At 44.6% G+C, this 25,027-nt stretch carries 25 protein-coding genes; 14 read left to right on the forward strand and 11 right to left on the reverse strand.

The window, feature by feature from the left end; translation table 11 throughout:
* Window positions 1–245: 245 nt before the first annotated feature.
* The 7 genes from lepB (ACTJKG_RS21220) to ACTJKG_RS21250 all read right to left on the reverse strand — a co-directional run bounded on the left by lepB (ACTJKG_RS21220) (window position 246) and on the right by ACTJKG_RS21250 (window position 8,147).
* The gene (gene lepB / locus ACTJKG_RS21220; protein ID WP_371742454.1) at window positions 246–1,715 is read right to left on the reverse strand and encodes a signal peptidase I; all 1,470 of its coding nucleotides are present in this window, start codon (window positions 1,713–1,715) and stop codon (window positions 246–248) included.
* Between the two features lie 140 nt (window positions 1,716–1,855).
* Complete coding sequence (gene lepB / locus ACTJKG_RS21225) at window positions 1,856–3,001, reverse strand: signal peptidase I (protein WP_440740358.1); 1,146 nt, start codon at window positions 2,999–3,001, stop codon at window positions 1,856–1,858.
* A 276-nt stretch (window positions 3,002–3,277) separates the two neighbouring features.
* Window positions 3,278–4,720 (reverse strand): signal peptidase I, encoded by a 1,443-nt coding sequence (lepB, locus tag ACTJKG_RS21230; RefSeq protein WP_440740359.1) that lies wholly within the window; start codon window positions 4,718–4,720, stop codon window positions 3,278–3,280.
* A gap of 15 nt (window positions 4,721–4,735) precedes the next feature.
* Window positions 4,736–5,482 (reverse strand): 4-hydroxy-tetrahydrodipicolinate reductase, encoded by a 747-nt coding sequence (gene dapB, locus ACTJKG_RS21235; RefSeq protein WP_440740360.1) that lies wholly within the window; start codon window positions 5,480–5,482, stop codon window positions 4,736–4,738.
* 135 nt (window positions 5,483–5,617) lie between these two features.
* The gene (locus tag ACTJKG_RS21240; protein ID WP_172335672.1) at window positions 5,618–6,304 is read right to left on the reverse strand and encodes a DUF5683 domain-containing protein; all 687 of its coding nucleotides are present in this window, start codon (window positions 6,302–6,304) and stop codon (window positions 5,618–5,620) included.
* Window positions 6,305–6,416: 112 nt separating this feature from the next.
* Window positions 6,417–7,340 carry a ParB/RepB/Spo0J family partition protein gene (locus tag ACTJKG_RS21245; protein ID WP_172335673.1) on the reverse strand — a complete coding sequence of 308 codons (924 nt, stop codon included), beginning with the start codon at window positions 7,338–7,340 and terminating at the stop codon, window positions 6,417–6,419.
* A gap of 3 nt (window positions 7,341–7,343) precedes the next feature.
* Window positions 7,344–8,147: a ParA family protein gene (locus tag ACTJKG_RS21250; protein WP_076376030.1), complete on the reverse strand. Its 804-nt coding sequence runs from the start codon at window positions 8,145–8,147 to the stop codon at window positions 7,344–7,346.
* Between the two features lie 312 nt (window positions 8,148–8,459).
* Here ACTJKG_RS21250 and ACTJKG_RS21255 point away from each other — a divergent pair, with 312 nt between their 5' ends.
* Window positions 8,460–8,981, forward strand: a complete 522-nt coding sequence (locus ACTJKG_RS21255; RefSeq protein ID WP_440740361.1) for an NADPH-dependent FMN reductase — start codon at window positions 8,460–8,462, stop codon at window positions 8,979–8,981.
* Between the two features lie 244 nt (window positions 8,982–9,225).
* On the opposite strand, the gene ACTJKG_RS21260 is transcribed toward ACTJKG_RS21255, so the two are convergent.
* Window positions 9,226–9,918: a VIT1/CCC1 transporter family protein gene (locus ACTJKG_RS21260; protein WP_440740362.1), complete on the reverse strand. Its 693-nt coding sequence runs from the start codon at window positions 9,916–9,918 to the stop codon at window positions 9,226–9,228.
* A 71-nt stretch (window positions 9,919–9,989) separates the two neighbouring features.
* Complete coding sequence (locus ACTJKG_RS21265; RefSeq protein WP_172335676.1) at window positions 9,990–10,601, reverse strand: class I SAM-dependent methyltransferase; 612 nt, start codon at window positions 10,599–10,601, stop codon at window positions 9,990–9,992.
* Between the two features lie 218 nt (window positions 10,602–10,819).
* Here ACTJKG_RS21265 and ACTJKG_RS21270 point away from each other — a divergent pair, with 218 nt between their 5' ends.
* The 7 genes from ACTJKG_RS21270 (at window position 10,820) to ACTJKG_RS21300 (ending at window position 16,643) form a co-directional block, all read left to right on the forward strand.
* The gene (locus ACTJKG_RS21270) at window positions 10,820–11,719 is read left to right on the forward strand and encodes a LysR substrate-binding domain-containing protein (protein WP_216650570.1); all 900 of its coding nucleotides are present in this window, start codon (window positions 10,820–10,822) and stop codon (window positions 11,717–11,719) included.
* 75 nt (window positions 11,720–11,794) lie between these two features.
* Entirely contained in the window at window positions 11,795–12,805 is a 1,011-nt protein-coding gene (locus ACTJKG_RS21275; RefSeq protein ID WP_440740363.1) for an NAD(P)/FAD-dependent oxidoreductase, read from the forward strand.
* Window positions 12,806–12,807: 2 nt separating this feature from the next.
* Window positions 12,808–13,116, forward strand: coding sequence for a 2Fe-2S iron-sulfur cluster-binding protein (locus ACTJKG_RS21280; protein WP_172335678.1), 309 nt, complete (start codon window positions 12,808–12,810; stop codon window positions 13,114–13,116).
* 445 nt (window positions 13,117–13,561) lie between these two features.
* A complete protein-coding gene (locus ACTJKG_RS21285; protein ID WP_172335679.1) occupies window positions 13,562–13,906 on the forward strand; it encodes an antibiotic biosynthesis monooxygenase family protein in 345 nt (114 codons plus the stop codon).
* Between the two features lie 440 nt (window positions 13,907–14,346).
* Window positions 14,347–15,039 (forward strand): flavin reductase family protein, encoded by a 693-nt coding sequence (locus tag ACTJKG_RS21290; RefSeq protein WP_440740364.1) that lies wholly within the window; start codon window positions 14,347–14,349, stop codon window positions 15,037–15,039.
* Between the two features lie 531 nt (window positions 15,040–15,570).
* Complete coding sequence (locus tag ACTJKG_RS21295; protein WP_172335681.1) at window positions 15,571–16,137, forward strand: Crp/Fnr family transcriptional regulator; 567 nt, start codon at window positions 15,571–15,573, stop codon at window positions 16,135–16,137.
* A 59-nt stretch (window positions 16,138–16,196) separates the two neighbouring features.
* On the forward strand, window positions 16,197–16,643 hold the full coding sequence (locus ACTJKG_RS21300) for a DoxX family protein (protein ID WP_172335682.1): 447 nt from the start codon (window positions 16,197–16,199) through the stop codon (window positions 16,641–16,643).
* On the opposite strand, the gene ACTJKG_RS21305 is transcribed toward ACTJKG_RS21300, so the two are convergent.
* Complete coding sequence (locus ACTJKG_RS21305; RefSeq protein WP_172335683.1) at window positions 16,644–17,231, reverse strand: hypothetical protein; 588 nt, start codon at window positions 17,229–17,231, stop codon at window positions 16,644–16,646.
* A gap of 391 nt (window positions 17,232–17,622) precedes the next feature.
* On the reverse strand, window positions 17,623–19,524 hold the full coding sequence (gene acs / locus ACTJKG_RS21310; RefSeq protein ID WP_172335684.1) for an acetate--CoA ligase: 1,902 nt from the start codon (window positions 19,522–19,524) through the stop codon (window positions 17,623–17,625).
* A gap of 238 nt (window positions 19,525–19,762) precedes the next feature.
* Here acs and rpmB point away from each other — a divergent pair, with 238 nt between their 5' ends.
* The 6 genes from rpmB to bshC all read left to right on the forward strand — a co-directional run bounded on the left by rpmB (window position 19,763) and on the right by bshC (window position 24,859).
* Window positions 19,763–19,996 carry a 50S ribosomal protein L28 gene (gene rpmB, locus ACTJKG_RS21315; RefSeq protein ID WP_022830076.1) on the forward strand — a complete coding sequence of 78 codons (234 nt, stop codon included), beginning with the start codon at window positions 19,763–19,765 and terminating at the stop codon, window positions 19,994–19,996.
* Window positions 19,997–20,102: 106 nt separating this feature from the next.
* Entirely contained in the window at window positions 20,103–20,285 is a 183-nt protein-coding gene (gene rpmG / locus ACTJKG_RS21320; protein ID WP_022830075.1) for a 50S ribosomal protein L33, read from the forward strand.
* Between the two features lie 82 nt (window positions 20,286–20,367).
* Window positions 20,368–20,532: a DUF4295 domain-containing protein gene (locus ACTJKG_RS21325; RefSeq protein WP_076376000.1), complete on the forward strand. Its 165-nt coding sequence runs from the start codon at window positions 20,368–20,370 to the stop codon at window positions 20,530–20,532.
* Window positions 20,533–20,716: 184 nt separating this feature from the next.
* Entirely contained in the window at window positions 20,717–21,682 is a 966-nt protein-coding gene (gene ftsY / locus ACTJKG_RS21330) for a signal recognition particle-docking protein FtsY (RefSeq protein WP_172335685.1), read from the forward strand.
* Window positions 21,683–21,805: 123 nt separating this feature from the next.
* Window positions 21,806–23,143 carry a 30S ribosomal protein S12 methylthiotransferase RimO gene (gene rimO, locus ACTJKG_RS21335; RefSeq protein WP_172335686.1) on the forward strand — a complete coding sequence of 446 codons (1,338 nt, stop codon included), beginning with the start codon at window positions 21,806–21,808 and terminating at the stop codon, window positions 23,141–23,143.
* A gap of 123 nt (window positions 23,144–23,266) precedes the next feature.
* Window positions 23,267–24,859, forward strand: coding sequence for a bacillithiol biosynthesis cysteine-adding enzyme BshC (gene bshC, locus ACTJKG_RS21340; protein WP_172335687.1), 1,593 nt, complete (start codon window positions 23,267–23,269; stop codon window positions 24,857–24,859).
* Window positions 24,860–25,027 lie beyond the last annotated feature (168 nt).

The following is a 25,027-nucleotide window of genomic DNA, read 5'->3' on the forward strand; positions in this document are numbered from 1 at the left end:
AGCAAATTAATAAAAAACGTCATTGCAAGGAGGCACGACGTGGCAATCCCCAACTTACAGAGAACGCTGTGTCTATCGGGGATTGCCACGCTACGCTCACAATGACGTGTGGAAAGAAGGGTCAAAGGCGAAGATGGTCGATTGCCGGGGTGAGTCTTCATCAGTGTTATAGTCACAAAAAAGCCCACCCGGTAAACCGGGCGGGCTATGCAAATCTTTTATTCCCCCTTCAGGGGGTTATGGGCTTAATGAATAATGTTAAACAACCTGCTCCACCTGATCTTGCTCAGGAAGCTGGCATTGTCATCAATACTCATCCATATAAACAGGGCCTTACCTACGATATGGTCTTCGGGTACAAATCCCCAAAAACGTGAATCTTCGGAGTTGTGGCGGTTATCGCCCATCATAAAGTAATAGTTGAGCTTAAAGGTGTAGGTATCAGCTTTTTTCCCGTTGATCAGGATATCTTTGCCGGATACCTGTACTTTATTCCCTTCGTAAATTTCAATAGCGCGGCCATAAACCGGGAAGGTTAAACTATCCAGTTTTACGGTCCAGCCTTTTTTAGGTACGATGATAGGGCCGTAATTATCTACATTCCACGTAAAATTAGGAAAGTTGGCAGTGATCTTATAAGTGGGGAACTTTACCGGGTAAACATCATTCAGCGGATCGCGTGCACCGGCAGGCGTAATATTTGGCCTGACCGATTTAATATTTGAATATCCCTTTAATGTATTGGCCGATGCCAGCGTTGTATTGGTAGTAAAAGCATTATTATTTCCGGGTGCAATATCCTCCAAATGAAGTTCATTAACCAACTGCGGGTTAATTTCGCTTCCATCTGATTGCACCAGGTAGTTCATTTCGCCATGCGGCGGTGTAATAGCTGGTTTACCGTTAATAACTACCTGCGCATTTACCACGCTCAGTGTATCGCCGGGTGTACCCTGGCAACGTTTAATATAATTTTCGCGTTTATCAACCGGGCGGTATAAAGGCGAGTCGGCGTCCATAGGGTAGTTAAATACCACCACATCGCCTTTTTTCACATCGCTTAGGCCCGGTAAACGGTAATAAGGCAGTTCGATGCCGTCCCAATACGCTTTGGTATTGATGAGCGGCATAGTATGGTGCGCAAACGGGAAAGCAACGGGTGTCATGGGCAGACGCGCACCATAATTCACTTTGCTTACAAACAGGTAATCGCCAATTAACAGCGAGCTTTCCATAGATGCGCTGGGGATTACGTAGGCTTCAATAAACAAGGTACGGATCAGCGTGGCAGCTATCACCGCAAAAATGATAGCATCGGCCCATTCGCGGGCTGCCGTTTTTTTCAATGCTATTTTATATTTTTCCCTAAACTCCGGGCTGGCCGATTTGCCCAGATATTTGGTATCCTTATCAAAACCCCATTTGGGTAGATAGATAAAAGGCAGAGCCACGCCCAAAATATGATCGAGCAGGCTGAATTTACCAAACGACTTGATAAAATCAACGGTGAGGCCAATCAGCACCAGCAGGTTCAGGCCCGGTATCAATACCAGCACAAACCACCAGGCGGGCCTGCCGCTCAGTTTAATCATGCCATAAATATTATATAAAGGCACAACGCCCTCCCAGCCTGGCCTGCCGGCTTTTTCAAACAATTTCCATAACCCTACATAAGGCAGTATAACCAGTAGTATAATAGCAAGTATAATGTTCACTTTTTTGTATTTAAATTCTAATTATTAATAACGTCATTTCTAACAGGGTGTCATGCTGAGCCCCGTCGAAGCATGGTGGCAGGCCTCTGCGCTCTACCCTTCGACGGAGCTCAGGGTGACACCCTCCCTTATGAGCACGCTCAATGTATCCCTCTAAACAACCTGCTCCAGCGTATTTTATTTACAAATGATGCAGTACTGTCAACACTCAACCAGGTAAATAAGGCCTTGCCTACTACGTGATCTTCGGGTAAAAAGCCCCAGTAACGCGAATCTTCGGAGTTATGGCGGTTATCGCCCATCATCCAGTAGTAGTTGAGTTTAAAAGTGTAAGTATCGGCTTTTTTATCGTTTATATAAATATCATGGCCTACTACTTTTACTTTATTATGCTCATAAATCTCAATAGCACGTCCATAAACCGGAAAAGTTAAACTATCCAACTTTACTGTCCAGCCTTTTTTGGGGATAATGATGGGCCCGAAGTTATCTACATTCCAGGTATAATGCGGAAAGTTGGGTGTGTTTTTATAACGCGGATATTTGGCGGGGTAAACCGGGTTCAGATCGTCGGCAATACCTTTTGGGGCAATATCGGCCGTAACCGATTTGATATTGGAATAGCCCTTTAATGTTTTAGCCGACTCGACAGTGGTATTGGTTTTAAATGTGGTGCTGTCGATAATACCAATATCGCTTAAATGGAGCTCGTTGATCAATTGCGGGTTTATCTGGCTGCCATCTGTTTTTACCACATAGGCCATTTCGCCTTTAGGGGCTGTTATTTCGGGTTTGCCGTTGATGTAAACCTGGGCGTTCACCAGGCTCAATGTATCGCCGGGTGTACCCTGGCAGCGTTTAATGATATTTTCACGTTTGTCAACCGGGCGGTAGTAGGGCGAATCGGCCTCTATCGGCGCGTTAAAAACCACGATGTCGCCCTTTTTAATATCGCTGAATCCCGGCAGGCGATAATACGGTAATTGGATACCATCCCAGTAAGCTTTGGCATTGGTAGTATAGGGTATGGTATGATGCATAAAGGGTATGGCCACGGGCGTGATAGGCATACGGGCACCATAGTTAACCTTGCTTACAAATAAATAATCGCCGATGAGCAGGGAGCTTTCCATCGATCCGCTGGGGATAACATAAGCCTCAATAAAAAGGGTACGTATCAGCGTAGCGGCAATCACCGCGAAAATAATAGCATCTCCCCATTCGCGCAGGGCGCTCTTTTTCTTTTTGGGTTTGCTTTTATCTTTTTTCCAGAATTTCCAGTTCATATGTTTCTGATGTGCAGATTTCAGATGTGCAAATGTGCAGATTTGAAATGTGCAGATTGGTTTAAAAGTATATAATTATTTTTTTATTCCTATGACTGTTTTGTAAGCTATATGTTACTAAAAACTGATGTGCAGATATGCGGATGTGCAAATGTGCAGATGAGGTATCGATGTGCAGATGATTTTAGAGTTGCACATCTATAATTCCCCTATATAATTTTTCATTTACACATTTGCATATCTGCATATCTATTCCCTCATCTGCACATCCGCACATCAATAAATCATCCTCATCACTCTGCTCCACCTGATGCGATGGGTTTCGGCGTCCCAGCTCATCCATACAAACAGGGCTTTGCCTACAATATGGTCTTCGGGCACAAAACCCCAAAAGCGCGAATCTTCGGAGTTATGGCGGTTATCGCCCATCATCCAATAATAATTGAGCTTAAAGGTGTAGCTGTTGGCTGCCTTGCCGTTGATGCTGATATTATTACCGTTTACCTGGAGCCTGTTATGCTCATAAACTTCAATGACACGGCGATAGATGGGCAGGCTAAGACTATCGAGTTTTACTGTCCAGCCTTTTTTGGGGATAATAATAGGGCCAAAATTATCTACATTCCACCGGAAATGAGGATCATGCGGAAATATCTCCGGATCATAAACGCCTCTGAGCCGAACGTTTGCCCGCACCGATTGTACATCGGATTGCTGTTTTAGCAAAGCGGCCGATCGCGCGGTTGTGTTCAGTATAAAATCCTGGTTGGTAAATTGCTGAATGTCTGACAGGTGCAGATCATAAACCTGTTGCCGGTTAAAGCTACCGCCATTGTTACGCACCATATATTCCATTTCGCCTCTGGGCGGCGTAATAGCAGCCTTGTTATTTACATATACCCGCGCGTTAAGCAGGCTCAGGGTATCGCCGGGAGTTCCCTGGCAGCGTTTGATATAATTTTCGCGTTTATCAACCGGGCGGTAAAGGGGCGAATCAGCATCCATAGGGTAATTAAATACCACCACATCGCCTTTTTTAATATCGCCCAAACCGGGTAATCTGAAATATGGCAGTTTGATGCCGTCCCAGTAGGCTTTGCCCCCGGTAAGCGGCATGGTGTGGTGCGCGAAGGGAAAGGCAACGGGTGTCATAGGCAGGCGGGCGCCATAATTTATTTTGCTCACAAACAAAAAATCGCCCACAAGCAGTGAGCTTTCCATTGATGGCGTAGGGATGGTATAAGCCTCGATAAAAAGCGACCTGATCAGCGTAGCGGCAACCACGGCAAAAATAATGGCCTCGGTCCACTCGCGGGCGGGCGATTTTTTAAGATCACCGTGATGCTCTTCATAAAAATCGTCGCTTGCTGATGGCCCCAGGTAACGGGTATTTTTATCAAAACCCCATTTAGGCAGATAGATGAATGGCAGCAGCACTACAGCCGCATTCTGGCTCATTTTGAATTTACCGTATGATTTGATAAAATCAATCATGATACCCAAACCCACAATGAGGTTGATACCGGGTATAAGCAATAGCGACAGTAACCACCAGGGCCTGCCGCTGATTTTGAGTATGATATAAATATTGTAAACCGGAATGAGTGACTCCCAACCCGGGCGACCGGCTTTTTGAAACAGCTTCCACAAGCCTATGGTTATTAATATTCCCAAAGGCGCTGTAATGGTAAAAAGAAAGATATCGGTTGCTATATTCATTTAAAAATAGCCCAGCTATTTAAAATCAAACATGGCATCAACCGAGTAGAAACCCTTTTTACCTTGTATCCACTCGGCGGCCAGCACCGCGCCCAGGGCAAAGCCGTTGCGGTTATGAGCGGTATGTTTAAATTCGATGGTATCTACTTCCGAATCGTAAATAACGGTATGTGTGCCCGGCACACTGTCGATCCGTAAAGATTCGATCAGCAGCTGGTTGTTGGAAACGGTATCATCATCCTGTTTATCATCCGTAGTTAAAACATTAACCCACTCCGATTTGGTTTCCAGGTTGTCCAGGATGCCTTCGGCAATGGTGATGGCGGTACCACTTGGCGAATCGAGCTTCTGGGTATGGTGAATTTCCTCAACCTGCACATCATAGTACGGATAGTTATTCATTACTTTGGCCAGCAGGCGGTTAACATGAAAAAATATATTTACCCCAACGCTAAAGTTTGATCCGTACAGCAAAGTATTATTACCCTGCTCGCAAAGTTGTTTTATTTGGGGGATCTGATCGTACCAACCGGTTGTACCTACTACAATGGGTATGCCCGCGTCAAAACAATGCTTAATGTTGCCCAATACCGATGCCGGCATGGTAAAATCGATAACCACATCGGCTTTCTGCAAGTTTTCAACCGTCAGATCATCCATAGTATCGTGATCAATAGTTAATACAATTTCGTGTTTGCGGCTAATGGCGATCTTCTCGATGATCTTGCCCATTTTTCCATAACCCAGTAATGCTATTTTCATAATTTAGTGAGTGGTGAGTAGAGAGTAGTGAGTGGTGAGTAATGAGAGATGAATATCCGAATGACTGCGTTTTTTATACCAAGTCTTCGATTGTTTCACTATTCACAACTCTCCACTCACTACCCACCAGTTCTATTAAAACGTAAAGGTAATTTTTATCGACGGAATATAAGAAGAATTGGCACTTTGCGCGTAAAGCGGCTGATTCATTAAACCAGGGGTGATTTTCATGTTCATGCCCAGGTTATTATCAACCGTATAGGAATGTATGAACTTGGCATCAATATAGGCGTCGATGGTTTGGATACCCCAGGCAGCTAATATACCCAGGATGCTCAGGTCGCGGTTACGACGGTAACCATCCATTTCGCTGATGATACTGGCATCAGGCACATTATACTGGGCATACAACTGGTATTCCTTATAATATGGCTGGCCAGGTGTAGGGGCTATACCCTGTTTCCGGTAATTATATATCGCGATATCCTGGTTATAATATTTTTGGTTAAATATTACAGCCGAAACTAAAAGCCCGATACCACCATAAACAATAGGCACTTTCCACCAACGATGATTGTATAGCTGCCCCCAACCTGGTACCATTAAAGAGTGCATTACCGCTTTGTGCGGGCTATGTAAGCTATCCGGGTGGTAAGCTTTTTCTTTTTTGATGGGTGGCGCAAAAGAACCGGGGGCTGTGTTCGACGCTTTTTTTAAAGTATCATTTTTACCGCTTTTCACGGTATCTGGCCCAAACCCTTGTGCTTTTGCTGTTACAGCCAATATCGTGATCAAACCAATAACAAGCAGGAATTTATACATCTTTATATTATTTAAGAGGCAAGAATCAAGAGACAAGAATCAAGAAAAAAGTGATAATCGTAGATTTATCTTCATGTCTTGATTCCTGACTCTAACTTCTTGGATCTCGGTCTTACCAATCCAGCATCTCGAGGATACGGCCCAGATCATCATCCGAAAGAAAAGGTATTTCGATAACACCACTTCCTTTGCTGCCTACCTTGAGTTTTACCCTTGTACTAAACTTTGAAGCCAGATCGTCCTGTATTTTTTGCAGCTGGTATGATACCGGTTCGGGTTGTTTACCTTCCTTCTTTACCGGCGACTTCTGCATATCGCGAGCCAGTTCTTCAGCTTTACGAACGGATAAACCTTGCTGAATGATATGTTGATGTAAATATAATTGTTTGGCGGGGTCGTCAATGGTGATCAAAGCCTTGGCATGGCCCATAGTTAAGGCCCCATCGCGGATGGATGCCTGGATGCTTGGCGGCAACTTTAACAGGCGCAGGTAATTGGTTACGGTTGAGCGGTTTTTGCTCACCCTATCGCCCAATTCCTCCTGTTTCAGGTTACACTCTTCTATCATGCGCTGAAAGCTGAGTGCCACTTCAATGGCATTCAGGTTTTCGCGTTGAATGTTCTCGATCAGGGCCATTTCCAGCATTTGCTGGTCGTTGGCGGTGCGCACATAAGCGGGCACCTGTGTTAACCCGGCTATTTTTGAAGCGCGGAAACGGCGCTCGCCCGATATAAGCTGGTATTTGTGCGCGTTGATGCGCCTTACCGTAATGGGCTGTATTAACCCTTGCAGTTTAATGGAGTCGGCCAGTTCGGCCAGGGCCTGTTCGTCAAAATCGGTACGGGGCTGAAAAGGGTTTACCTCAATTTCGGCCAGCTGTATCTCATTTACCGAGCCCAGGCTGTTAACCTCCACAGCCGATGTGGAGGCTTCTTTATCTTTATCCTTAGTTTTATTATAAGGTTGTACGTTTACAGAGTCATTCAACAGCGCACTTAATCCTTTGCCCAGGGCATTTCTTCTTTCACTACTCATGGGTTACACTGTTGCTGTCGCGGCTTCCGACTCGTTCTTAGTCAGGCCGTTTTTCTCAATAATTTCGCGGGCCAGGTTTAAATAATTGATGGCGCCTTTACAGGTGGCATCGTGCATAATTACCGATACGCCAAAGCTTGGCGCCTCGCTTAAACGGGTGTTACGCTGAATAATAGTATCAAAAACCATATCCTCAAAATGAGTTTTCACCTCATCAACCACCTGGTTTGATAAACGCAGACGTACATCGTACATGGTTAATAATATGCCTTCAATTTCCAGCTGCGGATTAAGTCGTGATTGTACAATTTTGATGGTATTGAGCAATTTACCCAAACCTTCCAAAGCGAAGTACTCGCATTGTACAGGTATAATTACCGAGTTAGCGGCGGTTAACGCGTTGATGGTGATCAAACCTAATGAAGGCGAGCAATCGATAATAATAAAGTCATACTCATTTTGTATGGCTTCAAATACCTGTTTCATTTTATACTCGCGGCCACTCAGGTTAATCATCTCTATCTCGGCACCTACCAGATCAATATGGGCTGGCAGCAGATCCAGATTAGGGGTATCCGTTTTCTGGATAGCCTCATGCGGGTCAACTTGGTTGATGATACACTCGTAAATACTATTCTTGATGTTACGGGGATCGAAACCGATACCCGATGTTGAATTAGCCTGCGGATCCGCATCAACCAACAAGGTTTTGAAATCTAATACGGCCAAACTTGCGGCCAGATTTATAGATGATGTAGTTTTTCCTACGCCACCTTTCTGGTTGGCTAAAGCAATTATTTTACTCATTCTATATCCTTACAAAATTTATATTACTATGATTTATAACAACGAAAAATAGAACCGGAAATTTCTACTTTCGTAAAAGTTTTTGTCCAACGGTAAAGATACGGATTTAAAACTATTCCGAAATCCACAGGTTTTGGCAATTTACAAACAAATTTCAATTAGTGAATTAGTGATTTAGCGAATTAGTGATAGCCTTAATGGCTGATTATTAATACCTAAGACGTTGAATTTATTATTAATTAAAAAATCACCGTTTCAACAAAAAAAAATAATTCACTAAATCACTAATTCAATAATTCATTAATTAAAAACATGATCACTATTATATCATCAACCAATCGCCCCGGGAGCCATACGCTTAAGCTTGCTACCTATTATCAGCAAAAATTGAGCGAGAAAGGCGTTGAGGCGGGCATATTTTCATTGGCCGATCTGCCAGCAAACATTATACAAACCGATCTTTACGGCAAACGTAGTCCGGAGTTTGAACCTATACAGGACATGATTAACCGTACCGATAAATTCATCTTCATCATTCCAGAGTACAACGGCAGCTTCCCCGGCGTACTGAAAGTTTTTATGGATGCCTGCGATTTTCCGGGTACTTTTTATGATAAGAAAGCGGCCCTGGTAGGCCTGTCATCAGGTAAATATGGCAATATCAGGGGAATTGATCATTTTACAGGGGTTTGTCATTATATGCACCTCAATATCATGTCGTTAAAGATCCATATTGCTTCCATCAATAAAGAAATGGACAAAGAGGGCAATCTTTTAAATGCCGATACTTTAAAGTTTACCGACGAGCAAATAGATAAGTTTATTAAGTTTTAGTGATCAATTGTTTTCATTATCAATGAGTTTGTTTAATCGAAAAAAGCCCCTCCCCGAAGATGCAGTTAAAGAAGCATTGAATAATCCAAACGGATGGGTATATGTAATTGACTAAGCTTTTAAAAATGAAGAAAATGTACCTCGCCAGGCTATACAAGGAGCATGGAAGGTTAACTCAGAAGGAATAATTACAGGCAACTTTATATATAATCCCAATTACCACTCCCCTAAAAAGACGTAATTTTTAATGCGCGCCGTTGATCAACTTCGCCATACCAAACGCAGCAGCAGCAGCCAGGGCTCCTATCAATAATACTTTCAGCGCCCCTTTGATGGCGGGTTGCCCGGTTACCTTGCTTTTAAAATAACCAAACACAAACAGGCAGATCATGGTGATACCGCAGGAGTAATACAAAGCTTGTGTAGAATCGGCGATAAAAAAATAGGGCGAGAGCGGGATAATGCCACCAACAATATAAGATAAGCCAATGGTGATGGCACTTTGTGTTGCACGATTGGCTTTGGGTTCTTCCAGTCCCAGCTCATAGCGCATCATAAAATCAACCCATTTATCTTTGTCTTTCGCCATTTCTTCGGCAACTTCGTTCTGTAGTTTTTCGGACAGACCAAAGGCCGCGAACACTTCCTTTACTTCCGCTTTTTCCTGCTCGGGTACTTTTTCAACCTCCTCATACTCCCGTTTCAGTTCGGAGGCATAATGATCAACTTCGGTCCGACCGGCCAGGAACCCACCCAGCCCCATGGCGATGGAACCGGCCACAATTTCGGCTATACCGGCCGTAATCACAATACCCGATGAATTTACCGCCCCGCTTAAACCCGCGGCCAGTGCAAAGGGTACCGTTAACCCATCAGACATACCAATAACAATATCCCTGATGGTGTCTGAGCTTTGTAAATGTTGTTCGTGATGCATAAGATAAATGTACCTGCATTAAGATTAGTAATCGGTATAAATAGTTATTTGTTATTAGTTTGAATTAAACTCTATTGCTTTTGGATACACCAGGTGGTCATACAACGCAGGTTTTGCACGTTGGTGGTTTTTATGGGCTCGTAAAGGGAGCCGCCTAATTCGGCGGTATAATTGAGCAGCGTTTGTTCGTTCACCAGGAAACGTTCGGAGCCATCCGGCAGCAGGTAACGGCCATCGCCTCTGCTTACTACCAGTTCTTCGATACCGATATCCGATGCCAGTCGCGCGAACAAATAACCGCCTGGTTTCAGCACGCGCCACAGGGAACGCACCATGCTATCAAAATGCTGCTCATTCTTGGCGAAATGTAATACGGCGCTGCAGATCACCAAGTCGAAAAAATCACCAGCCCAGGGCATATCCTCCACTCCCGATACCCGAAATTTATTGAGCGCATGTGTGGATGAAAGTTTTGCCGATAGCTGCGTTACCACCTCCACAGCTTCCACACTTTGGTCGATGCCATATACATCAAAGCCATTCTGCATAAAATATACCAGGTTGCGCCCACCACCACAGCCGGCATCCAATATGGTTTCGCAATGGTCAAAGCGGCCTTTTAACAACTGATCAAATAAATAGATATCGATATTGCCAAAAGTTTGCTGCAGGTTGTTTTGCATGGGTGGTTGTTTAGCGGGAAAATTAAGCAATTTCCCCTGTAACATTTCCCTCCAAAATAAATCTCATTGGTATGGAAACATTCATCTACCTTACTACAAGAATCATTTCGGTATGTTGTATGGCTGTTATTGCCTGCACAGCAACTCCATTGGCAGGTTTGCTTAAATGCGCGGAAGCCAAATCCTGATTTCAGAATAAAACCGCTAATTTTAGCCCAATGATTTTTGATTTCAGGTTAAAGGTTTTTTATACGGTAGCTCAAAGGCTTAGTTTTACTAAGGCAGCCCATGAACTGTACATTACCCAACCGGCAGTTACCAAGCATATTAAGGAACTGGAGCAACAGCTCAACGTGCAGTTATTTAAGCGCAATGGCAATAATATAGCGCTTACCGTAGCCGGTAAAGTACTGGTTCAATACGCCGAAAAGATCTTCCAAACCTATACCGAACTTGAAACCGAACTGGCCCAGTTGAACAATATGGAAGCTGGTACGCTGCACATTGGCGCCAGCACTACGGTGGCCCAAACTATTTTACCCAAAATACTGGCGCTGTTCAAAAAGACCTACCCCGATGTTACCTTCAATTTTATACAGGGTAATACCGATCATATTTCGCAACTTATCCTCGACGAAAAAATTGATGTGGCCATTGTAGAGGGTGCAGCGCATTCGCCGCAACTGGCCTACTCTCCCTTTGCTAAGGATGAGGTTGTATTAGTAACCCGGGCCAATAATAAAATTTCTAAAAAACAGGAGATCAGTCCTAAACAGTTACCGGATATTCCGCTGGTGCTGCGTGAGGCAGGTTCGGGAACACTGGATGTGATATTTAATGCCCTTGCCAATGTACAGATCAACCCTAAGGACCTGAATATAGAAATCCAGTTGGAAAGCAGCATTGCCATCAAACAATATTTACTCTACTCAGACACCGCCGCTTTTTTGTCCATCCAATCGGTATTAAGCGAACTGAAATACAATGAGTTAAGCATTATTGAAATAAAAGGAATGGAAATTTTCCGAACTTTTCAGTTCATCCAGCTCCACGGGAAAAACAGCAAACTGATTGATCTTTTTAAGCGTTTTTGCCTCGCTAATTATAACCTGAAGTAATCGCACATTACTAAATATCATTTGATTTTTGAATGACCTATAACCACATTTGAGTGCTTATTAAAAAGCACTTTTATGGAACACATCAATACCGATATTTGCATTATAGGTGCAGGTCCTGTGGGTTTATTTGCTGTTTTTGAAGCGGGTTTACTCAAAATGCGCTGCCATTTAATTGACGTGCTACCGCAGGTTGGCGGTCAGCTTTCTGAAATATACCCACATAAACCTATTTACGATATCCCGGGTTATCCGGACATCACCGCCCAACAACTAATTGACCGTCTGATGGAGCAGGGAGCGCCCTTTCACCCTACTTTTAGTTTGGGCGAGCGGGTAGAAACCCTGACCAAGAATGACGATGGCTCCTACCTCATACAAACTAATGATGGCACTACCGTACATTGCCAGGTGGTGGTAATTGCCGGTGGCCTGGGTTGCTTTGAACCCCGTAAACCGGACATTGACCGCCTGTTGGAGTTTGAAGGCAAGGGCGTAGCTTATATGGTTAAAAACCCCGAAGCCCTGCGCGGTCGGAAGGTGGTTATTGCCGGTGGTGGTGATTCGGCGCTGGACTGGGCCATATTTTTGGCTGATGTGGCCGAACGGGTTACGCTGGTGCACCGCGGCGATACCTTCCGTGGTACACCCGATGCTGCCGAAAAGGTTTTTGAACTGGCCAAACAAGGCAAGATAGACCTGGTGCTCAAATCAAACGTGGTAGCCTTAACCGGCGAAGGGCATCTGCAGGAAGTTACTTTATTAGATCGCAATAACAACGTAAGCCATATCGCCGCCGATCATCTGATACCGCTGTTTGGCTTGAGCCCAAAACTCGGACCAATTGCCAATTGGGGCCTCAATATTGATTTTTCGGCCATTGTGGTGAACACCCGCGATTACAGCACCAGTGTAGAACGCATCTATGCCATTGGCGATATCAACACCTACCCGGGTAAATTAAAGCTGATCCTTTGCGGGTTTCACGAGGCCGCAATGATGGCCCAGGGTGCGTTCAAATACGTTTATCCAGAACAAAAACTAACTTTTAAATACACTACCGTTTACGGCGTAACCGAGTTTTAGCCATGATCAACTTAATTATTGAAGACCGTGAAGGTCACCGTGCACCGGTCGAAATTCCCGAGGGTATCAACCTGAGCTTGATGGAGGTGCTCAAAGCATCTGAATACGAGATACTGGCTACCTGCGGCGGTATGGCCCTTTGCGCCACCTGCCATGTACAGGTAGTGGAAGGTCCCGAACAATATTTTACGCCGACCGACAATGAGCTCGATATGCTAGACACCCTGCCCAACGCCGGTCCGGATAGCCGCCTGGCCTGCCAGATCCACCTCAGCGAGGAAATGGATGGCATGATGTTTCGATTACTTTAAGTTATGCGCAGATTTTTTGTAAACTAAGTAAACAAGGGCGTTTTTAACAATTTTTAACACCAAAACGGCTATTTTTCAGCCGTTTTTTGATAGAAAACGTTCAAAAAAACTCCATTTTAACACTTTTTAACAAATCGGCAAAAACAAGCGTAAAATTGATACACTAAGTCTTCGCGATAAAACCGGGAGATTGCTCCTACGGCGAAGACTCGCCTCGTCCGTACCCTATACGAAAAGGAGGCCTCCCTTTCTCTTCACACGTCATTGCGATGAGGAACGATGTGGCAATCCCCTACTTACAGAGCGGATCTGCATATCGGGGATTGCCACGCTGCGCTCGCAATTGACGTGTCTTTTTATTCCCCCCACACTTCATCCCAGCCCGAAATATCCCTCCTCAAACTACCCTACCTTTACATTTATTACATCATCAAAAGCAAATAAAATGGTAGCCGTAATTTTTGAAGTGATGCCTGCAGAGGGCAAAAAACAGGAATATCTGGATATAGCCGCCGATCTGAAACCCAAGCTGGTAACTATTGATGGTTTTATTTCGATAGAGCGGTTCCAGAGCCTCACCGATCCGGGTAAAATATTGTCCCTCTCCTTTTGGCGCGACGAGGAAGCCGTAAAGCAATGGCGCAATGTGGAAATGCACCGGGATGCCCAGGCCAAAGGCCGCGACTATGTATTTAAAGATTACCATTTACGGATAGCTCATGTGGTACGTGATTACGGCATGTTCGATAGGAAGGAAGCTCCGCAGGATAGTAAGCAGGCACACGGATGATTTTTAGCCTGTCAGTCTGAGCTTGTCGAAGACTAGCGCATAGAGGCCAGTCAACCATGCTTCGACGGGGCTCCGCATGACAGCCGATCAAAAAGCCAAAGCCTTGTGCGATTCCTTCCCTCTGGAAGGGGGAGGAAGGGGTTTATGGAACAGGATAATCATCGCGCGTAGAAACCCCTCCCTCCCATTACACCTCCCCTACGCGCCCCTCCCGTGGGGAGGGAATTAAAAACATCAGTCTGAGCTTGTCGAAGACTCGCGCGTAGAGGCCTACCCACCATGCTTCGACGGGGCTCAGCATGACACCCCTGTTTTAACGTATCATCAGCATGACGCCAGGCTGACCAAACACCGCAAGTTCCGGGTTTCATTGGGCTGTATGATTTGACAATTTTGAATAAGCAAATAAGCGTATTCAACAATTATCAAAACGTATCATCATGCATAAAATAAGCGAACCCGCCATCCTGTACTTCGGCACCCCGGTAGTACTCATCAGTACACTGAACGAGGATGGATCCTATAATTTAGCGCCTATATCATCGGTTTTCTGGTTGGGCTGGCGTTGTATCATCGGTATGGCCACTACCTCCAAAACAGTACAGAACCTTCAACGCACCGGCCAGTGTGTTTTAAACCTGCCATCGGTTAATGAAGTGCAGGCCGTAAATAACCTGGCCCTGAAAACCGGCATGAATCCCGTGCCTGAGGCCAAACAAGGCCGCGGTTATTATTATGAGCCCGATAAATTTGGCGTTGCCGGACTAACCCCGGTACCCTCGCAAAAAGTAGCCGCCCCACGCGCCATAGAATGTCCGGTGCAAATGGAAGCCCATGTAGCCCAAATACATCCCATTGGCGAAGACAACGACCTGCAACGCGGCCGCATTGTAACCATGGAATTAAAAATAGTACAGGTTTACCTGGAAGAATCCATCATTATGAATGGCGATCCTAACCGCGTTGATCCCGACAAGTGGCGCCCGCTGATCATGAGTTTCCAACAGTTTTACGGCTTGGGAGAACAGGTGCACGACTCGTTGCTGGCCTCAATTCCTGAGTATAAATACCGCAGCCCTGATATAGAGGTGGCGCGCAATATGAAAAATATGATGGAACCTGTGGCTGGATGATGTAAGCCTCAGGGTGACTTGTCGGTCTGAGCCTGTCGAAGACGCGCGCGCAAAGGTCTGCCCACTATGCTTCGACAGAGCTCAGCATGACAGCCATCAAAAGAGCCAAGGCCTTTGTGCGATTCCTTCCCTCGGGAAGGGGTTCATGGAACAGGATAATCATCGCGCGTAGAAACCCCTCCCTCCCATTACCCCCCATGCAGTCGCTCGGCTCCAGCCCAAAGGTGTTGGGAAGAAGAAAAAGTTGTCATTTCGACGAGGTACGAGGAGAAACTATCTCTTGAGCGCAGCGAAAAATCTTATACGCTGAGATAAGCAAATCGTACAAGATTTCTCTTCGCCCTCCCGCCCAGGCCTCAGCTTCTGCTCATCGAAATGACAACGTTCGGTATAAATTTATGTCTTCCCAACACCTGTCGGCTCCTGCCGAGCGATTGCCGCAGTTTTTTATTTCAATAAGCAAGAACTTTAAATCCCAGCATAACACCAGTACAATGGCAAAATATAATCCCAAGTCCCTATCTTCATCCCATGGAAAAAATACGGGAATACTTTGAGCGGATTGTTCCCCTGAGCGATGGTGACTGGCAGCTGTTTTCGTCGAAGCTGACCAGGCAGGAGTTTCCGAACAAGGCGGTGCTTTTAAAAACGGGGCAAGCTGAGAATTACCTTTCATTTATGGAAACAGGCATCGTTCGCTACTACATCCCCAAACAAGAGAATGACCTTACTTTTACCTTTGTTTTTGCCAACAACTTTATCAGCGCATACGATTCCTTTTTAACCCGGCAGCCATCGCACTACCAGATTCAGGCATTAACCGATACCACTTTATGGCGGCTAACTTATGATGATTTGCAGACTATCTATAAAGAAACAGCAGTTGGCCAGACTATCGGCCGCCATGCCAGCGAAGCCATTTTCCTCAACAAATCCAAACGAGAATTATCCTTATTAAATGACAGCGCCGAACAGCGTTACCTGAACTTGTTTACCGAGCAGCCGCATCTCATCAGGCAGATCCCCCTTAAATATATTGCATCATATATAGGCGTTACCCCACAGGGATTGAGCCGGATACGCCGCCGCATTACTTAACTTAGGTTCATTGTTTGCTGTTGGGTATATCCTCAACTTTGCATCAGGAGAACACACATATGAAAGTATTGATCGTACTACTGGCCACATTTGGCATAGGCCTCATCGTTACCAAATTAACCGGTGGCTTTAATATAAAACTATCAGCCCAGATAGCTATGGCCGTGATGACGACGTTTACCGCTCTTGGGCATTTTAAGTTTACCCAGGGCATGGCCATGATGCTGCCTGCATTTATCCCCTACAAAAAACAGATAGTATATATTACCGGGGTGATAGAAATAGCAGCCGCCGTAGGTTTGCTTATTCCTGCTGCCCGTACGCTTACCGCATGGTGCCTTATCCTGTTTTTTGTGGTGCTTACCCCGGCCAATATACATGCAGCCATAAAGCACCTCAACATGGAAAAAGCCGCGTTTGATGGCCCTGGCCCTGAGTACTTATGGTTCCGGATACCCTTACAGCTTTTGTTTATAGCCTGGGTTTACTGGAGCTGTTTGCTGTAGTTATTTTTTCACAAACTGCTTTAATACTTTGCGTGCCATGCGGCTATCGGGCCACATCGTAATTTTATAATGATCCTGGCCTTCGTCGGCTTCGGGATCTACGTTGTTTAATCCTGAAGAATAAACCCGTACCCGGTATTTTCCGGGAGTGACGATGAGCTTGAGATATGATTTATAATCCGGAAAGTTGAGCACCTGCAACAGGCCCGATTGTACGGTGATGCCAGCCTCAACCACATGATCATACCGGCTAAAATCGTTTTCAGGATCGGCACTGTCCAATATTTCCAGGTCGGCTTTTACATGTCCATAGCTTTCGATACTGATGCCGAGGATGTCATAGTCAACGCCTAATCTGTCGTGATAAGCTTCGGGTGTCCAGAAGGTATTGGAACCCGTATTACTTTTATAAGCCGAATCGCAAAGGTAAAACTGGTTGCTTTTGGTAAAAAAATCAAGCCGGTACTTGCCGGATGGCTTTGCCGTAAATGCCAGGTTAGAAAATGATAAAAAAATAAGGATGCAAGGAACCAGGAGAAAAGCCCAGCGCTTTATTTTTACCGATCTATTGCTCCTGATTCCTTGCATCTGTCTTTAATTTCTGATTTTCAAAAGAGTCCTTGTTCCTTGACCACATCGACTCACCCCGACATCGCTGCGCTCGTCACCCCTCTCTCCGCTTCGCGCATAGAGGGGTTTGCATTTTATTTTTGTCATCCTGAGGAGCGAAGGATCTATTCTACAAATTGAAAAGTTTAATAATAGATGCTTCACTTCGTTCAGCATGACAAATCTGTTTTTTTATCTTTCGCTCCCGCGAGATTAGTGTAGCGTATCTCGTGGGGGTATGTAGTAAGCTTCCAGCCTACATCAGCAGGAAGCTGAGCCATGATCACCACGGGCTGAAAGCCCGCGGCAGTATTACATTTGCATTTGTTTTGTCTTGATTCCTGATTCTTATTTCTTGCTTCTCAAAATGCTACAAAGCTCCTGCCTTAATCTCATCAACCACCGCCGGATCAAGCAGTGTAGAAGTATCGCCTAAATTAGAGGTATCGCCTTCGGCAATCTTGCGCAATATGCGGCGCATGATCTTGCCCGAGCGTGTTTTAGGCAACCCGGTTACAAACTGGATCTTATCGGGTTTGGCAATAGCGCCAATGATACGCGATACGGTCATCATGATATCTTTACGGGTGAGGTCATCATCGGCATGATGCTTAGGGCATACTACAAAAGCGTAAATACCCTGTCCTTTGATATCATGCGGATAGCCAACCACAGCCGACTCCACTACACTGCTGTGCATGTTGATGGCGTTTTCCACTTCGGCAGTACCAATACGGTGACCGGATACGTTCAGCACATCATCCACACGACCGGTGATACGGTAATAACCATCCTCATCGCGCAGACAGCCGTCGCCTGTAAAATACAGATTTTCGTAAGTAGCGAAATAAGTGGTGCGGCAACGTTCATGATCGCCATAAGTAGTGCGCAGCATACCGGGCCACGGGAATTTTATACACAGGTTACCGCTTACGCCGTTACCTTCCACCTCTTTACCATTTTCATCAACCAATATGGGCTGAATGCCAGGCAGCGGCAAGGTAGCATAACCCGGTTTAGTTGGGGTTACATTACAAATAGGCGATATCATTAAACCACCGGTTTCTGTTTGCCACCAGGTATCGGCAATGGGGCATTTACCATGACCAATTTTTTCATCAAACCAATGCCAGGCCTCTTCATTAATAGGCTCACCTACGGATCCCAGTTTTTTCAATGAGCTCAGATCTTTACCCTTCAAAGGCTCTTCGCCAAAGCTCATTAAGGAGCGGATGGCGGTTGGCGCGGTATATAATATGTTTACTTTGTATTTATCAACTATTTCCCAGAAACGGCCTGCATCCGGGTAGGTAGGCACTCCTTCAAACATCAGGGTAGTAGCACCTTGTGATAGCGGCCCGTAGGCTATATAAGAGTGCCCGGTGATCCAGCCTATATCGGCAGTACAAAAATACACCTCTCCTTTATTATACTGGAACACGTTGGCAAAAGTATAACCGGCATACACCATGTATCCGCCGCAGGTATGCACTACACCTTTGGGTTTACCGGTTGAGCCCGAAGTATACAGGATGAACAGCATATCCTCGGCATCCATTATTTCAACCGGGCATTGTGGATTGCCCTGGGTTTCTACCTTTTTTACTTCATCCTCCCACCATACATCGCGGCCCTTGATCATGGATACCGGTGTGCGGCTGCGGGTTAATACAATTACTTTTTTAACGGATTTGCATTGAACCAGGGCATCATCAATTACATTTTTTAAAGGGATATCCTTATTACCACGAAAACCGCCGTCGGCAGTGATCACGATATTACATTCGGCATCATTGATCCTGTCGGCAATAGACTGGGCCGAAAAGCCACCAAATACTACAGAGTGAATAGCACCAATACGGGCACAGGCCAAAACAGCGATGGCCAGCTCGGGTACCATGGGCATGTAGATACAGATACGGTCGCCTTTTTTAGCGCCGTTGTTTTTGAGCACGTTGGCAAACTGGCAAACCTTATCATGCAACTGACGGTAGGTTAATACGCGGTGATCTTCCTGCGGATCATTGGGCTCCCATATAATAGCGGGTTTATCGCCCTGGGTTTCCAGGTGACGGTCCAAACAGTTTTCAGTAATATTGAGTTTGGCACCCTGGAACCATTTTACGTTTGGTTCTTTAAAGTTCCAGTCAAGCACCTTATCCCACTTTTTGTGCCAGTAAAAATTATCGGCAATGCCGGCCCAAAACTGCTCAGGCTGTTCAACACTCTGCTGGTAAACCTGCTTGTATTCGTCAAATGATGTAATCTTCATAATGGTTTAATGGAGGGCGTAAATTAGTAATTTATGTGTTAAGTATAAATTAAAATCACTACTTATTAAAAAAATTTAAGAAGTAATTTCATGGCCGGTAACGGGTTGAGATCAAAGCCAATGCCCTCTTTTTAAAAGAATTTGAAATATTTTAAAAACGTGCTTGAATATTTGATTTAAAAGTCTGATATTTGCAAACTCTTTTTGAATAAAGGGTTGATAATTAAAAATATTTGTCATGTCAAGAATTTGTGATCTAACAGGAAAAGGATCTATTGTAGGTAATAACGTTTCTAACTCAAACGTTAAAACAAAACGCAGGTTTCATCCTAACTTAAAACTTAAAAAGTTTTATATCCCTGAAGAAGATAAATGGATTACCTTAAAGGTATCTACATCAGCTGTTAAAACTATCAGCAAAAACGGTATTACTGCCTGTATCAATAAATTTGTTAAAAAAGGATACATTTAGTAGGTTGTACGTTTGAGGTTTTGCGTTATACGTGAAATGGAAAGCGTGCAGAATAATTTGAAAAATTGCGTAAGCCGTGAGGCTACACGTACAACATAAAAAGAAAATGGCAAAAAAAGGCAACAGGGTTCAGGTAATTTTAGAGTGTACTGAACACAAAACAAGCGGTATGCCAGGCATGTCTCGCTATATTACCACCAAAAACAAAAAAAATACAACTGAAAGGTTAGAATTGAAAAAATTCAACCCGGTTTTACGTAAAGTAACCGTTCACAAAGAGATTAAATAATTAGTTGATTCAATTGATGATTGATTAAGCTTTAAGCTGAAATCACTAATTCAATAATTCACTAACTCAATAATTAAACAACATGGCAAAGAAAGTAGTTGCAACACTGAAAGTAGCAGGTAAAGGCAAAGAATATTCAAAAGTGATCACCATGAATAAATCACCAAAAACTGGTGCTTATTCATTCAAAACACAAATTGTCCCTAACGATTTTGTTAAGGATGCAATTGCAGGTAAAACACTGTAATCACTGCCGATCAAAATATACGAAGCCGTCTTGTTTTTACGAGAGGGCTTTTTTTGTTGAGGCTAGTCTGAATCAGGATTTACAGAATTAATGAATTGACAGAATGTCAAGTAAGTTGATTCTTTTATCCTGAGTAATATATTTTAATTCTGAGAATTCTAGAATTCTGAAAATTCTGATCACTATGGGATTATTTGATTTTTTTAAGAAAAAGGAAAATACGCAGCAGGAACAGCAGGCGCTTGATACCAGTTTAGAAAAAACCAAGGATAACTTTTTTTCAAAGATCACCAAGGTAATTGCCGGTAAATCAACCGTTGACGACGACGTTTTGGATGAGCTGGAAGAGGTTCTGGTAACATCAGACGTAGGTGTAAGCACCACCCTCAAAATCATCGAGCGTATACAAGCCCGCGTGGCCCGCGATAAATATGTAGGCGCCGGCGAGCTGAACAACCTGCTGAAAGACGAGATACAACAACTCCTTGCCGAAAACAACAGCAACGATTTCCGGAATTTTGAATATGGTAACCACAAACCATACGTTATTATGGTGGTTGGTGTTAACGGTGTTGGTAAAACTACCACCATCGGCAAGCTGGCCCACAAGCTAAAGCAAGCAGGTAACCAGGTGGTTTTAGGCGCTGCGGATACCTTCCGTGCCGCTGCGGTGGATCAGATCAAACTTTGGGGCGAGCGTGTTGGTGTAAAAGTAGTGGCACAAGCCATGGGTTCCGATCCGGCTTCTGTAGCTTACGATACCCTGCGTTCGGCAGTGGCGGCAGGCGATGATGTAGCCATTATAGATACCGCAGGCCGTTTGCACAATAAAGTTGGCCTGATGAACGAGCTCACCAAGATCAAAAACGTAATGCAAAAGGTAATTCCCGGCGCTCCGCATGAGATACTGCTGGTGCTGGATGCCTCAACCGGGCAAAATGCCATTGAGCAATGCAAGCAATTTACCGAAGCCACCAATGTAAACGCCCTGGCCTTAACCAAATTGGATGGTACAGCCAAAGGCGGTGTGGTGATCGGCATATCGGATCAATTTAAGATTCCCGTAAAGTATATAGGTGTAGGTGAAGGCGTAGAACATTTGCAGTTGTTTGACAGGCAGGCCTTCGTGGACAGCCTATTCAAACAATAATATAAAATATGTCATTGCGAGGAGGAACGACGAAGCAATCTCCTCCCTTGCATTCTTATACATAGTTCGCGATTGCTTCGTTCCTCGCAATGACATTATGGTTATTGCAATGATTAGTGTGTTATGAAAACAAAAGAAATTTCAAAGCCGATAGCTAAAGCTGTTAAACAACGTGTAAACGTAGTTACTTTGGGCTGCTCCAAAAATATATACGACTCGGAGATATTGATGGGTCAGCTTAAGGGCAATCAGTTTGATGTGGTGCATGAGGCGGATAAAGTTGGTAAAAACGATATCGTGGTGATCAATACCTGCGGCTTTATTGATAATGCCAAGCAGGAATCTATCGATACCATTTTGCAATACAGCGAACTGAAAGAACAAGGCAAAGTAGGCAAAGTAATTGTAACCGGCTGCCTCAGCGAGCGCTACAAACCCGAGCTGGAAGCCGAGATCACCAACGTGGATGCCTATTTCGGCACCAACGACCTGCAGAATTTATTAACCTCCGTAGGAGCCGATTATAAACACGAACTCATTGGTGAGCGTTTGCTCACCACACCATCACACTTCGCTTATTTTAAAATTGCCGAAGGCTGTAACCGTCCCTGCTCGTTCTGCGCTATCCCCTTGATGCGCGGCAAGCACCTGAGCACGCCTATCGACCAATTGGTTAAAGATGCGCAGGCCCTGGTTAAAAACGGCACCAAGGAACTGATACTGATTGCCCAGGACCTCACCTATTACGGTCTGGATTTGTACGGCAAACGTAACCTTGATGAGTTGCTGCGCCGCCTGAGTGATGTAAACGGTGTAGAATGGATCAGGCTGCAGTACGCCTACCCTTCTGGTTTCCCGATGGAAATTTTGGATGTGATGAACGAGCGCGACAATATTTGCAAATACATGGATATGCCTTTGCAGCACATCAGCGATAATATGCTGAAATCTATGCGCCGTGGGCTTACCAAACAAAAAACTATCGACGTAGTAAACGAGATCCGCGACAGGGTACCGGGCATAGCTATGCGTACCACGCTTATCACCGGCTATCCCGGCGAAACCGAGCGCGATTTTGAAGAAATGATGGAATGGGTAGAGGAAACCAAGTTCGACCGCCTGGGCTGCTTTACTTACTCGCACGAAGAAAAAACACATGCTTTCTCTTTAGTGGATGACGTACCTGCAGAAGTTAAACAGGACCGTGCCGATGCCATTATGGAAATTCAACAGGGTATTTCGTTTGATAAGAACCAGGAAAAAGTGGGTCAAACCTTCAAAGTACTGATCGATAAAAAAGATGGTGATTACTTTGTGGGCCGTACCGAATTTGATTCGCCAGAGGTGGATAACGAAGTATTGATTGATGCCAGCATTGATTATGCCACCGTTGGAAGCTTTGTAAATGTGAAAGTTAACAGCGCCGAAGACTTTGATCTTTATGGACAAATTGTAAAATAATGTTAATTTGTGGTGCGTTACCACTAATGATTTTACATTTGGCTTCCATACGTTTTTTGACGTATACGGAGAGTTAGTTAAATCACTAATTCGCTAAATCACTAATTCAACAATTGCTTACAGATGGAAGCTTCCTGTACAAGTTATAAAAACACCGGCTTTTTTTCGCCAACGGTTATTGATTACCTCGAAAACCGGGCAGACCTGAAACCTTTTTACAGCTACCGCCCGGATATGACCGGTTTTGCCGAGCTGTTGAAAAACAAAAAAGTTGTTGCCAACCGGGAGATCCTGCATCGTGTGCTATCAAAGCAGTATAACCATAACGAGCCTTATCCATCCATCGTAAAACACAACCTCGATCTGCTGAAAGAGGATAATACCTATACCATAACCACAGGTCATCAGCTTAATATTTTTGCCGGTCCCTTATATTTTTTGTACAAAATTGCTACCGCTATAAAACTGGCCCAGCAATTAAAAGTAGCCCATCCCGATAAAAACTTTGTACCCGTTTACTGGATGGCCAGCGAAGATCATGACTTTGCCGAGATCAATTATACCAACATTGGCGGCAAAAAGGTACACTGGTGGTACGAGGCTTCCGGCGCTACCGGACGCATCAACCCCGATACTATGCGGCAGGCCCTCAACCAATATAAAGGTGTTTTGGGCATGGAAGGTCACTCCAAAGAACTGGCCGAAATTGTAGAAACCGCCTACACCAAATTTGATAAACTGGCCGATGCCACCCGCTATCTGGTCAATGCGCTGTTTGGCCAGTACGGCCTGGTGATCATTGATGCCGACGATCATGAGTTTAAACAGCAGTTCGCTCCCATCATGGAGCAGGATATCATCCACCAAAACAGCTTTAAAAATATAAGCACCACCAACGAGCAATTGCAGAAACTGGGGGTACATATACAGGTTAATCCACGCGAGATCAACTTTTTTTACCTGAAGGACCAACTGCGCGAACGTATTGTTTTTGAACAGGATAGCTACCAGGTAATGAATACCGATATTCGCTTTACCGAGGCCGAGCTCAAGGAGGAGATCGCGACAGCACCCGAACGCTTTAGTCCCAATGTGGTGATGCGTCCGCTTTACCAGGAGTGTATTTTACCCAACATCGCCTACATCGGTGGTGGCGCCGAAGTGGTGTACTGGCTGGAACTGAAATCAAATTTTGATTTTTATAAGGTTGACTTTCCTATTCTCATCTTGCGTAACTCGGCCCTGGTGGTTCGTAAAGAGCAGGCTGCCAAAATTGAGCGCATGGATCTGGATGTGGCGGCGCTGTTTAAACAAACAGATGCCCTGCAAACCGAATGGATCAAAAAACACAGCGATCATAATCTTTCGCTGGAAGGTGAATGGCGCGAACTGACCGCCGTTTTTGAAAAGATCAAACTGCGCTCTTATAAGATCGACCCAACACTATCGCCCTCAGCAGCTGCCGTGCAGGCCCGCCTGAAACACGCCGTTGATAACCTGGAAAAGAAACTCATCCGTGCCGAAAAGCGCAATTATGATGTTCGACTGGAGCAGCTATCCGTAGTAAAAGCCGAGCTTTTCCCTAAAGACAGCCTGCAGGAACGTACCGAAAATTTTGGTTTAATGTATGTAAAATGGGGACAATCATTTGTTGATGAACTCGTACGCCATTTTGAACCGCTTGACTTTGTGTTTACTATCCTGACGGAGGAGTAAAACGGCTAACAGCTAAATTCATTTGTCATCCTGAGGAACGAAGGATCTATTCTTGCATAAGCATAGCGGTTAGTAGATTCTTCACTGTGTTCAGAATGACAAGTTTATTTGGGTTAACGTTTTAAAGCTTTAACCATCGTCTGTGTCCTCACAAACGATTTGCATTGT

The sequence above is a fragment of the Mucilaginibacter sp. 22184 genome, assembly GCF_052045695.1.
Taxonomy (GTDB): Bacteria; Bacteroidota; Bacteroidia; order Sphingobacteriales; family Sphingobacteriaceae; genus Mucilaginibacter.